This window comes from Mycolicibacterium aurum (assembly GCF_900637195.1).
Classification (GTDB): Bacteria; Actinomycetota; Actinomycetes; order Mycobacteriales; family Mycobacteriaceae; genus Mycobacterium; species Mycobacterium aurum.
On the sequence record NZ_LR134356.1, the window covers coordinates 2110519 to 2122357 of the forward strand.

Sequence of the window (11839 nt, forward strand, 5' to 3'; positions counted from 1 at the left end):
TAAGGTGAACCGTGGCTGGTCGGATATCCAAGGTCCTTGTCGCCAATCGCGGTGAGATCGCGATCCGCGCGTTTCGCGCGGCATACGAGATGGGCATCGCCACCGTCGCGGTGTATCCCTACGAGGACCGCAATTCCCTGCACAGGTTGAAGGCCGACGAGTCGTATCAGATCGGTGACGTCGGGCATCCGGTCCGGGCATACCTGTCGGTCGACGAGATCATCCGGGTAGCACTCGAAGCCGGTGCCGACGCCGTCTATCCCGGCTACGGCTTCCTGTCCGAGAATCCCGAACTCGCCGCCGCGTGCGCGGCCACCGGCATCACGTTCATCGGACCCAGCGCGGGTGTCCTGGAGCTCACCGGGAACAAGGCCCGTGCCATTGCCGCGGCACGCGCCGCCGGCCTGCCGGTACTGGCGTCCTCGGAACCGTCGGCCTCGGTCGACGAGCTGGTCGCCGCGGCCGAGTCGATGGAATTTCCGCTGTTCGTCAAGGCGGTCTCCGGTGGCGGCGGACGCGGGATGCGCCGGGTGGCCGAGCGGGCGGCGCTGGCCGAAGCGATCGAAGCGGCCAGCCGCGAGGCCGAATCGGCGTTCGGCGATCCGACCGTGTACCTGGAACAGGCGGTGCTGAACCCGCGCCACATCGAGGTGCAGATCCTGGCCGACACCGACGGCAACGTGATGCACCTGTTCGAGCGCGACTGCAGCGTGCAGCGCCGTCATCAAAAGGTCATCGAGCTCGCGCCCGCCCCGAACCTGCCGGAGGAGTTGCGGCAGAAGATCTGTGCCGACGCGGTGGCGTTCGCGCGGGAGATCGACTACACGTGTGCGGGCACCGTGGAGTTCCTGCTCGACGAGCGCGGCCACCACGTGTTCATCGAATGCAATCCGCGCATTCAGGTCGAGCACACGGTCACCGAGGAGATCACCGACGTCGACCTGGTGGCCAGCCAGATGCGGATCGCCTCGGGGGAGACGCTCGCCGACCTCGGGTTGAGCCAGGACGCACTGGTGATCCGCGGGGCGGCGATGCAATGCCGGATCACCACCGAAGACCCCGCCAACGGTTTCCGGCCCGACACCGGGCGCATCACCGCCTACCGATCACCGGGTGGCGCGGGTATCCGGCTGGACGGCGGCGCGGTGCTGGGCGGCGAGATCGGCGCGCACTTCGACTCGATGCTGGTCAAACTCACCTGCCGGGGACGTGACTTCTCCGCCGCGGTGGCGCGCGCTTACCGGGCCCTGGCCGAGTTCCGGGTGCGCGGGGTGTCGACCAACATCCCGTTCCTGCAGGCTGTGATCGACGACCCCGACTTCCGGGCGGGCCGGGTCACCACCTCGTTCATCGACGAGCGGCCCTACCTGCTGACGGCGCGCTCACCGGCCGACCGCGGCACCAAGATCCTGAACTACCTCGCCGATGTCACGGTGAACCAGCCGCACGGTCCGCGGCCCTCCACCGTCTACCCGCACGACAAGCTGCCGCAGGTCGACCTGAACACCATGCCGCCGCGGGGCAGCAAGCACCTGCTCTCCGAGGTCGGTCCGGAGGCCTTCGCCCGGTGGATGCGCGAATCGAAATCCGTCGGCGTCACCGACACCACGTTCCGCGATGCGCACCAGTCGCTGCTGGCGACCCGCATCCGCACGTCGGGTCTGCTGATGGTCGCGCCCTATGTCGCGCGGATGACGCCGCAACTGCTGTCCATCGAATGTTGGGGCGGCGCAACGTATGACGTGGCTCTGCGGTTCCTGAAGGAGGATCCGTGGGAGCGGCTGGCCGCACTGCGCGAAGCCGTGCCCAACATCTGTCTGCAGATGCTGCTGCGCGGCCGTAACACCGTCGGCTACACCCCTTATCCGGAGTCGGTCACCCAGGCGTTCGTCAAGGAGGCGACGGCAACCGGTATCGACATCTACCGGATCTTCGACGCGCTGAACAATGTGGACTCGATGCGGCCGGCGATCGACGCCGTGCGTGAAACAGGCACGGCGGTAGCCGAAGTCGCGATGTCCTACACCGGGGACCTCTCCGATCCCGGCGAGAACCTGTACACGCTGGACTACTACCTCAAGCTCGCGGAGCAGATCGTCGATGCGGGTGCCCACGTGCTGGCGATCAAGGACATGGCCGGGTTGCTGCGCCCGCAGGCGGCGGCGATGCTGGTCACAGCGCTGCGCAGTCGCTTCGACCTGCCGGTGCACGTGCACACCCACGACACACCCGGTGGTCAGTTGGCCACCTACCTGTCGGCCTGGCAGGCCGGCGCCAGTGCCGTCGACGGCGCGTCGGCACCGTTGGCGGGCACCACCAGTCAGCCGGCGCTCAGCTCGATCGTCGCGGCCACCGCGCACACCGAGTTCGACACCGGGCTGTCGCTGGCGGCGGTGTGCGACCTGGAACCGTATTGGGAAGCGCTGCGAAAGGTGTACGCGCCCTTCGATGTTGCCGCCAGTGGTCCTACTTTCCCGACCGGCCGGGTGTATCACCACGAGATCCCCGGCGGGCAGCTGTCGAATCTGCGTCAGCAGGCCATCGCCCTCGGCTTGGGGGACCGGTTCGAGGAGATCGAGGCCAGCTACGCGGGGGCCGACCGGATCCTGGGCCGGCTGGTGAAGGTCACCCCGTCGTCCAAGGTTGTCGGCGACCTGGCGCTGGCCCTGGTGGGTGCCGGGGTGTCGGCCGACGAGTTCGCCGAGGATCCGGAACGGTTCGACATCCCGGACTCGGTGATCGGGTTCCTGCGCGGAGAGCTCGGCGATCCGCCCGGCGGGTGGCCGGAGCCGTTGCGGTCCAAGGCTCTTCGTGGGCGCGCGCCCGCGAAGGCGCAGGAGGATCTCAGTCCCGAAGACGCCACGGCGCTCGAGGACGCGGGCCCCGTGCGGCAGGCTACCTTGAACAGGCTGTTGTTCCCAGGTCCCACAAAGGAATTCGAGGCACACCGGGAGCTGTACGGCGACACCTCGAGTTTGTCGGCCAACCAGTTCTTCTACGGCCTGCGGCACGGCGACGAACACCGCGTGACCCTGGAGCGCGGTGTGCAACTCCTCATCGGCCTTGAGGCGATCTCCGATGCCGACGAGCGCGGTATGCGCACCGTGATGTGCATCATCAACGGCCAGCTGCGGCCCGTCGTGGTGCGCGACCGCAGCGTCGCCAGCGACGTGCCGACCGCCGAGAAGGCCGACCGCGCCAATCCCGACCACGTCGCTGCCCCGTTCGCCGGCGTCGTCACCGTCAGCATCGGCGAAGGCGACACGGTGGAAGCGGGACAGACCATCGCGACGATCGAAGCGATGAAAATGGAGGCCGCGATCACCGCGCCCAGGGCGGGCACAGTCTCTCGCGTGGCCGTGTCTGCCACCGCGCAGGTCGAGGGTGGCGACCTACTGGTGGTGATCGGTTCGTGACCGGGGAAGCCAACTGACCCGGATCGTCGCCGGAGCTCTGGGCGGGCGCCGAATTGCGGTGCCGCAACAGAAGTCCGGACGAGGCACCCGTCCCACGACCGATCGCGTGCGGGAAGCCCTGTTCAACGTGCTGGCGGCGCGGATCGACTTCGACGGCATCAGGGTGCTCGATCTCTATGCCGGGTCCGGTGCGCTCGGCCTGGAGGCGTTGTCCAGAGGTGCGACGGACGTGCACTTCGTGGAATCCGACGCGCGGGCAGTGGCGGTGATCGAGCGGAACATCGCCGCGCTGGGCGTGCGCGGTGCCACGGTGCGGCGCGGCGCGGTGGCGTCGGTGCTGTCCGCAGGGACCAGCCGGCCCGTGGACCTGGTGTTGGCGGACCCGCCGTACGAGGTGGACGACGCTCAGGTGGCGGAGCTGCTGACGGCGCTGGGTTCGGCCGGGTGGACGGCACCGGGGACGGTCGTCGTGGTCGAACGACCCGCGTCGGCCCCCGCAATCGAGTGGTCGCGGGACTGGTCGGCGTGGAAGTCGCGCCGCTACGGGGACACCCGCGTCGAGCTGGCCGAACGCTGCTAGCGTCGAGCCCCATGAGTGGAGCGGTGTGCCCGGGATCCTTCGATCCGGTGACTCGCGGTCACGTCGACATCTTCGAGCGGTCGGCGGCGCAGTTCGACGAGCTCGTCATCGCGGTCATGGTCAACCCGAACAAGACGGGCATGTTCAGCCTCGACGAGCGGATCGCCCTGATCGAGGAGTCGACCACCCACCTGCCGAATGTGCGCGTGGAGTCGGGCCGGGGTCTCATCGTCGATTTCGCCAGGGAACGCGGGCTCACCGCGATCGTCAAGGGGCTGCGCACCGGCACCGACTTCGAGTACGAGCTGCAGATGGCGCAGATGAACAAGCACATCGCGGGCGTCGACACGTTCTTCGTCGCCACGACGCCGCAATATTCGTTCGTGTCGTCGTCACTGGCCAAGGAGGTGGCGATGCTCGGCGGTGATGTCTCGGCCTTGCTGCCCGACCCCGTCAACGCCCGCCTGAAGACCAAGCTGGCTGAACGCGGCTAGCAATTCACCACGACACACCGGGCCGGTAGCCGAGTCACAGGCGTAACACCAGGCACACTGGTCACTGTCAAACTACGCCTGGAGGGTGTCGCCGTGTACCGAGTCTTTGAAGCTCTCGATGAATTGGGTGCGATCGTCGAAGAAGCCCGCGGTGTGCCGATGACGGCCGGCTGCGTGGTGCCCCGCGGTGATGTCCTGGAGTTGATCGACGACATCAAGGACGCCATCCCGGGGGAGCTCGATGACGCGCAGGACGTCCTGGATGCGCGCGACACCCTGCTCCGCGACGCCAAGGAGCATTCCGAGTCGACCGTGTCGACCGCCAACGCCGAGGCCGACTCGATGGTCAACCATGCCCGCGCGGAAGCCGACCGGCTGCTCGCCGACGCCAAGGCGCAGGCCGATCGCATGGTCGCCGAGGCGCGTCAGCACAGCGATCGCATGGTGGGAGAGGCCCGCGAGGAGGCTGCCCGCATCGCGGCGACCGCCAAGCGGGAGTACGAAGCCACCACGGGACGGGCCAAGTCCGAGGCCGACCGGCTCATCGAGAACGGCAACCTGACCTACGAGAAGGCGGTTCAGGAAGGCATCAAGGAGCAGCAGCGCCTGGTGTCGCAGACCGAGGTGGTGGCGACGGCCACGGCCGAGGCCACCCGGATGATCGACTCGGCGCACGCCGAAGCCGACCGGTTGCGCGGCGAGTGCGACATCTACGTCGACAGCAAACTGGCCGAGTTCGAGGACTTCCTCAACGGCACCATCCGTTCGGTCGGTCGCGGGCGCCACCAGCTGCGTACCGCCGCGGGCACGCACGACTACGCGGCTCGCTGACCCCTCAGGGGGGGACCGTACGATACGTGCATGGCGACGCATGCGAAGGCGGCGGCGCGCCGGGGTCCACGGTCGCCGCTGGTGATCGACATCTCGCGGCTCGGCCGCCGACCAGGTTCGATGACGACGGTCGAGACGACGGTGCCCAGCCCGGTACGCATGGGTCTGGACCTGGTCGCCGTCGAAGAGGGTGCACCGGTGACCCTGAACCTGCGTCTGGAATCGGTGTCCGAGGGTGTGCTGGTCACCGGGACGGCGTCGGCGCCGACATCGGGCGAATGCTCACGCTGTCTGCAGCCGATCGCCGGTGAGGTCGAGATCGATCTGACCGAGTTGTTCGCCTACCCGGACAGCACCACCGAAGAGACCACCGAAGCCGACGAGATACCGCGCGTCGAGCAGGATCGCAGCAGCGAGTCCGTCGACCTCGAGCAGCCCATCATCGACGCCGTCGGACTGGCACTGCCGTTCTCGCCCGTGTGCCGCCCGGATTGCCCGGGGCTGTGCCCGGAGTGCGGGGTCGCGCTCGACACCGCCGGTCCCGGACATCACCACGACAACATCGACCCGCGGTGGGCCAAGCTCGTGACGCTGCGGGACCAGGTGACCGAGCACGACGAGCAGGACGACTCGTGACGGTCGACCGCGCGCTCCTGCTCACCGCGCTCGGCATCGACCTGTCTCCCGAGCTGCTCACCATGGCCCTCACCCACCGCAGTTACTCCTACGAGAACGGCGGCGTGCCCACCAACGAGCGCCTGGAGTTCCTCGGCGATTCGGTGCTGGGGCTGACGATCACCGAGGAGCTCTACCACCGGCACCCGGACCGTTCCGAAGGCGATCTGGCCAAGCTGCGCGCCAGCATCGTGAACACCCAGGCGCTGGCCGATGTGGGCCGCAATCTGACCGTCCACGGCCTCGGCGCCTACCTTTTGCTCGGCAAGGGCGAGGAGAACTCGGGCGGCGCCGACAAGTCCAGCATCCTGGCCGACGGTGTCGAATCCCTACTGGGTGCCATCTATCTGGAACACGGCGCGGTCGCGGCGCGAGAAGTCATCCTCCGGCTGTTCAGCGATCTGCTCGACACGGCGCCGACACTGGGTGCCGGACTGGACTGGAAGAGCAGCCTGCAGGAGCTGACGGCGTCCCGAGGGCTCGGTGCTCCGGCCTACCTCGTGACGTCCACCGGACCCGACCACGACAAGGAGTTCACCGCCCTGGTGGTGATCGGCGAGAGCGAGTACGGCCGAGGCGTCGGACGCACCAAGAAGGAGGCCGAACTCAAGGCCGCCGCGGCGGCATGGCACGCCCTCACCGGTGATCTGACCTCGGCGGACTGAGCCCGGATGCCTGAACTCCCCGAAGTCGAGGTGGTCCGGCGCGGGTTGGCCGAGCACGTCACCGGCCGCACCCTGACCGCGGTCCGCGTGCACCACCCCCGTGCCGTCCGTCGGCACGAGGCCGGGCCCGCCGATCTGACCGCCCGGCTGTTGGACACCACGATCACCGGGACCGGTCGGCGCGGAAAGTACCTGTGGCTGACCCTCGACGACGGTGCGGCGCTGGTGGTGCACCTCGGCATGAGCGGGCAGATGCTGCTCGGTGACGTGCCCAATGCGAACCACCTGCGCATCGCCGCGCTGCTCGACGACGGCACCACACTGAGCTTCGTCGACCAGCGCACCTTCGGCGGCTGGATGCTCGCGGATCTGGTCACCGTCGACGGTACCGACGTGCCCCTGCCCGTCGCGCACATCGCGCGTGACCCGCTGGACCCGCTGTTCGACCGCGCTGCAGTCGTCACGGTGTTGCGGCACAAGCACTCCGAGATCAAACGCCAACTACTGGACCAGACCGTGGTCTCCGGCATCGGCAACATCTACGCCGACGAGTCGTTGTGGCGGGCGAAGATCAACGGGGCCCGCCTGGCGTCGGGGGTGTCGAAGGCCAAGCTCGCCGAACTCCTGGACGCGGCGACCGACGTGATGACCGACGCGCTGGGCCAGGGCGGCACGTCGTTCGACTCGCTCTATGTCAACGTCAACGGCGAGTCCGGCTACTTCGACCGGTCGTTGGACGCGTACGGCCGCGAGGGGGAGCCGTGCCGGCGGTGCGGCGCGATCATGCGGCGGGACAAGTTCATGAACCGCTCGTCCTTCTACTGCCCACGCTGCCAACCTCGCCCGCGCGTCTGATTCGGCGGAGGTTGTAGAAATAGGGCGTGACCGAACTATGGGTGGAGCGCACGGGAGTGCGTCGCTATACGGGCCGCAGCACGCGCGGCGCCGAGGTGTTGGTGGGTTCTGAGGACGTCGAAGGCGTCTTCACGCCGGGCGAGCTGATGAAGATCGCGCTGGCTGCGTGTAGCGGTCTGAGCAGTGACCAGCCGCTGCGCCGGCGTCTCGGTGACGGCTATGAGGCGACGATCCGGGTATCCGGAGACGCCGATCGCGACCAGGAGCGCTACCCGCTGCTCGCAGAGGTCCTCGAGGTGGATCTGTCGGGGCTCGGCGACGAGGAGAAGGCCCGCTTGCTCACGGTGGTGGAGCGCGCCATAGATCAGGTGTGCACAGTGGGGCGCACGTTAAAAACCGGTACTGAAGTGACGTTTGAGGTGAAACAGCTTGGGGGCAAGTGACGTCCGGCTCACCGCCTGGGTGCACGGGCACGTGCAGGGCGTGGGTTTCCGCTGGTGGACGCGGTCGCGGGCGCTGGAACTGGGGCTGACGGGCTACGCCGCCAACAAGCCCGACGGCCGCGTGCAGGTGGTCGCCCAGGGGCCGCGGGACGCCTGCGAACGCCTGCTTGACCTGCTCAAAGGGGCCGACACGCCGGGTCAGGTCGACAAGGTGATCGTCGACTGGTCCGAACCCGCCGACGCGATCACCGGCTTCACCGAGCGCTGAGTGTCTCGGCGGTAGGGTTTGACCCCATGCACTTGAAGAGTCTGACGCTGAAGGGCTTCAAGTCCTTCGCATCGCCGACGACTCTGCGCTTCGAACCGGGTATCACCTGCGTCGTCGGCCCCAACGGCTCGGGCAAGTCCAACGTGGTCGACGCGCTCACCTGGGTGATGGGGGAGCAGGGCGCGAAGACGCTGCGCGGCGGCAAGATGGAGGACGTCATCTTCGCGGGCACGTCGTCGCGGGCCCCGCTGGGCCGCGCCGAGGTGACGCTGACGATCGACAACTCCGACAACGCGCTGCCCATCGAGTACTCCGAGGTGTCGATCACCCGGCGGATGTTCCGCGACGGTGCCGGCGAATACGAAATCAACGGCAGCAGTTGCCGTTTGATGGACGTGCAGGAACTGCTGAGCGACTCCGGTATCGGACGCGAGATGCACGTCATCGTGGGCCAGGGCAAGCTCTCGGAGATCCTGGAATCACGGCCCGAGGATCGTCGTGCGTTCATCGAGGAGGCCGCAGGCGTCCTCAAGCACCGCAAACGCAAGGAAAAGGCCGTTCGCAAGCTGGACTCGATGTCGGCCAATCTCGCCCGGCTGACCGACCTGACGACAGAACTGCGCCGCCAACTCAAACCGCTTGGCAGGCAGGCCGAGATGGCCCGTCGGGCGCAGACCATCCAGGCAGACCTGCGCGATGCCCGGCTGCGGCTGGCCGCCGACGACCTGGTCACCCGCAAGGCGGAGTTCGACGACACCAACCAGGCCGAGACGACGCTGCGCCGCGAACACGACGAACTCAGCGGCAGGCTCGAGGTTCGCTCGGCCGAGCTCGACGCTCACGAGAGCGCGGTCGAGGAGCTCAACGAGCGTGCCGAGACCGCCCAGCAGCGCTGGTTCCGGCTCTCGGCTCTGGCGGAGCGGGTCAGCGCCACAGTGCGCATCGCCAGCGAGCGTGCCCAGCATCTCGATGCCGAGCCGGACTTCTCCGCCGGACCCGACCCCGAGGAGCTGGAGGCCCAGGCCGACGAGGTCGCCGAGCAGGAACGGCACCTGCTGGAGGAGCTCGCCGAATCTCAGGCCCGGCTGGAGTCCGCCCGCGCCGAACTGTCCGAGCGCGAGAGTGTGGCCGCTGAGGCCGAGCGGGCGCACATGGCTGCAGCACGTGCCGAGGCGGACCGGCGCGAGGGCCTGGCCCGCCTCTCGGGCCAGGTGGACACCATGCGCACCCGGGTGGAGTCGGTGGACGAGACGGTCGCGCGCCTGACCGCGAGCATCGACGAGGCCGCAGCGCGTGCCCAGCAGACCCAGTCCGAGTTCGAGATGGTGCAGAGCCGGGTCGGCGAGCTCGATGCCGGCGAGGTCGGCCTCGACGAGCACCATGACCGCACCGTCAGCGCGTTGCGGCTGGCCGACGAACGGGTGTCCGAGCTGCAGGCCGCCGAGCGTGCCGCCGAACGTCAGGTGGCATCGCTGCAAGCCCGGATCGACGCGCTGTCGGTGGGCCTGGAGCGCAAGGACGGCGCCGCCTGGCTGCAGGAACACCGGAGCGGCACCGGACTTTTCGGCACTGTGGCCAATCTGGTCAAAGTGCGCACCGGCTATGAGGCGGCGGTGGCCGCGGTGCTGGGGGCCGCTGCCGATGCACTTGCCGCCGAGGACTTCGGCGCCGCGCGCGCCGCGATGGCCGCTCTCAAGGAGTCCGACGCCGGTCGCGCCGCGATCGTGCTCGGCGACTGGCCGGCGCAGACCCCGGTGACCGGCCAGCTGCCCGCAGACGCCGTGTGGGCCGTGGATCTGGTGGAGCCGGCTGAGCGTGTCCGGGGCGCCGTCACTGCCATGCTGGCCGGTGTGGCTGTGGTGGCCGACCTCGCCACGGCCCTGGAACTTGTTGCGGCACAACCTGTTTTGCGCGCAGTCACCACCGACGGTGACCTGGTCGGAGCAGGGTGGGTGAGCGGCGGATCCGATCGCAAGCCCAGCACGCTGGAGATCGCGTCGGCGGTGGACAAGGCGCGTAGCGAACTGGTCGAGGCGGAACGGCAGACCGGTGAACTCGGCGCGGCGCTGTCCGGTGCGCTGGCCGAGCAGTCGGCCAGGCAGGACGCCGCAGAGCAGGCCCTGGCCGCGCTGAACGAATCCGATGCCGCCATCGCCGCGATCTACGAGCAGCTCGGCCGGCTCGGCCAGGACGCCCGTGCGGCCGACGACGAATGGCAGCGTCTGATCAAGCAGCGCGACGAGCTGGAGGCCGGTCGCAACCGCACCGTCGCAGAGCTCGCGGAGCTGGAACTGCGGCTCAGTAACGCCCAGCACGAGCCGATGTTCGACGCGGAGCCCGTCGATCGAACCGAATCGACGGCTGCCGCCGAGGCAGCCCGCTCGGCCGAGGTGGAAGCGCGGCTGGCCGTGCGCACCGCCGAGGAGCGCGCCAATGCCGTTCGTGGGCGCGCGGATTCATTGCGCCGCGCCGCTAACAACGAGCGCGAGGCACGCGCCAGGGCGCAACGGGCACGCGAGGTTCGCGTGCAGGCCGCCGCGGTGGCCGCCGCGGTCGCCGAGTCCGGCAGGCTGGTAGCGGCGCGGCTGAGCCAGGCGGTGACGGTGGCGTCGCGGGTGCGCGACGAGGTGGCCGCCGAGCGTCAGGTGCGCGCGAGCGCCTTGGCCAAGGCGCGCGAAGAGGTCGGCGAGCTGTCCACCAGGATCGCCGCCCTCACCGACTCACTCCACCGCGACGAAGTGGCCAAAGCGCAAGCTGCCCTGCGCATCGAGCAGCTCGAACAGCAGGTGCTCGAGCAGTTCGGGATGGCCGTTGCCGACCTGGTGGCCGAGTACGGACCCGAGGTCGGGTTGCCGCCGTCGGAGCTGGAGATGGCCGAGTACGAGCAGGCCCGCGAGCGCGGCGAGCAGGTGACCGCGCCCGCACCGATGCCGTTCGATCGGCCCACACAGGAGCGCAGGGCCAAGCGCGCCGAGCGTGAGCTCGGCGAGCTGGGGCGGGTCAATCCTCTTGCGCTGGAAGAGTTCGCCGCGCTGGAGGAGCGATACAACTTCCTGTCGACGCAGCTGGAGGACGTCAAGGCCGCCCGCAAGGACCTCCTGGACGTCATCGCCGACGTCGACTCCCGCATCCTGCAGGTGTTCACCGAGGCCTACGCCGACGTCGAGCGCGAGTTCACCCAGGTGTTCGCCACGCTGTTCCCCGGCGGTGAGGGCAGGCTCCTGCTGACCAACCCGGACGACATGCTGACCACCGGCATCGAGGTCGAGGCGCGCCCGCCGGGCAAGAAGATCAAGCGGCTGTCGCTGCTGTCCGGCGGCGAGAAGTCGCTGACCGCGGTGGCGATGCTGGTGGCGATCTTCCGGGCCCGACCGTCGCCGTTCTACGTCATGGACGAGGTCGAGGCCGCGCTCGACGACGTCAACCTGCGCCGCCTGATCAGCCTGTTCGAGCAGCTGCGGGAGGTCTCGCAGCTGATCGTGATCACGCACCAGAAGCCGACGATGGAAATCGCCGATGCCCTGTACGGCGTCACGATGCGCGGTGATGGCATCACCACCGTGATCTCGCAGCGGATGCGGGGCCAGGAGCTGGTCGCCAGTCCGTCCTGAG

10 protein-coding genes are annotated in these 11839 nt (G+C 68.8%); all 10 read left to right on the forward strand.

Annotated elements, in window-relative coordinates:
• Positions 1–11: 11 nt before the first annotated feature.
• The 10 genes from EL337_RS10000 to smc all read left to right on the forward strand — a co-directional run bounded on the left by EL337_RS10000 (position 12) and on the right by smc (position 11838).
• Entirely contained in the window at positions 12–3416 is a 3405-nt protein-coding gene (locus EL337_RS10000) for a pyruvate carboxylase (RefSeq protein WP_048630591.1), read from the forward strand.
• 13 nt (positions 3417–3429) lie between these two features.
• Positions 3430–3996, forward strand: coding sequence for a 16S rRNA (guanine(966)-N(2))-methyltransferase RsmD (gene rsmD / locus EL337_RS10005; RefSeq protein ID WP_083442943.1), 567 nt, complete (start codon positions 3430–3432; stop codon positions 3994–3996).
• A gap of 11 nt (positions 3997–4007) precedes the next feature.
• Positions 4008–4490 (forward strand): pantetheine-phosphate adenylyltransferase, encoded by a 483-nt coding sequence (coaD, locus tag EL337_RS10010; protein WP_048630589.1) that lies wholly within the window; start codon positions 4008–4010, stop codon positions 4488–4490.
• A gap of 93 nt (positions 4491–4583) precedes the next feature.
• Entirely contained in the window at positions 4584–5321 is a 738-nt protein-coding gene (gene sepIVA, locus EL337_RS10015; RefSeq protein WP_048630588.1) for a cell division protein SepIVA, read from the forward strand.
• 30 nt (positions 5322–5351) lie between these two features.
• Entirely contained in the window at positions 5352–5957 is a 606-nt protein-coding gene (locus tag EL337_RS10020; RefSeq protein ID WP_048630587.1) for a YceD family protein, read from the forward strand.
• Complete coding sequence (gene rnc, locus EL337_RS10025; RefSeq protein WP_048630586.1) at positions 5954–6661, forward strand: ribonuclease III; 708 nt, start codon at positions 5954–5956, stop codon at positions 6659–6661. Before EL337_RS10020 ends, rnc begins: the two co-directional genes overlap by 4 nt.
• A 6-nt stretch (positions 6662–6667) precedes the next feature.
• Entirely contained in the window at positions 6668–7516 is an 849-nt protein-coding gene (gene mutM, locus EL337_RS10030) for a bifunctional DNA-formamidopyrimidine glycosylase/DNA-(apurinic or apyrimidinic site) lyase (RefSeq protein ID WP_048630585.1), read from the forward strand.
• Between the two features lie 26 nt (positions 7517–7542).
• The gene (locus EL337_RS10035; RefSeq protein ID WP_048630584.1) at positions 7543–7959 is read left to right on the forward strand and encodes an OsmC family protein; all 417 of its coding nucleotides are present in this window, start codon (positions 7543–7545) and stop codon (positions 7957–7959) included.
• On the forward strand, positions 7946–8227 hold the full coding sequence (locus EL337_RS10040; protein WP_048630583.1) for an acylphosphatase: 282 nt from the start codon (positions 7946–7948) through the stop codon (positions 8225–8227). Before EL337_RS10035 ends, EL337_RS10040 begins: the two co-directional genes overlap by 14 nt.
• A 26-nt stretch (positions 8228–8253) precedes the next feature.
• Positions 8254–11838, forward strand: a complete 3585-nt coding sequence (smc, locus tag EL337_RS10045; protein ID WP_048630582.1) for a chromosome segregation protein SMC — start codon at positions 8254–8256, stop codon at positions 11836–11838.
• The last annotated feature ends 1 nt before the right edge of the window (position 11839 follow it).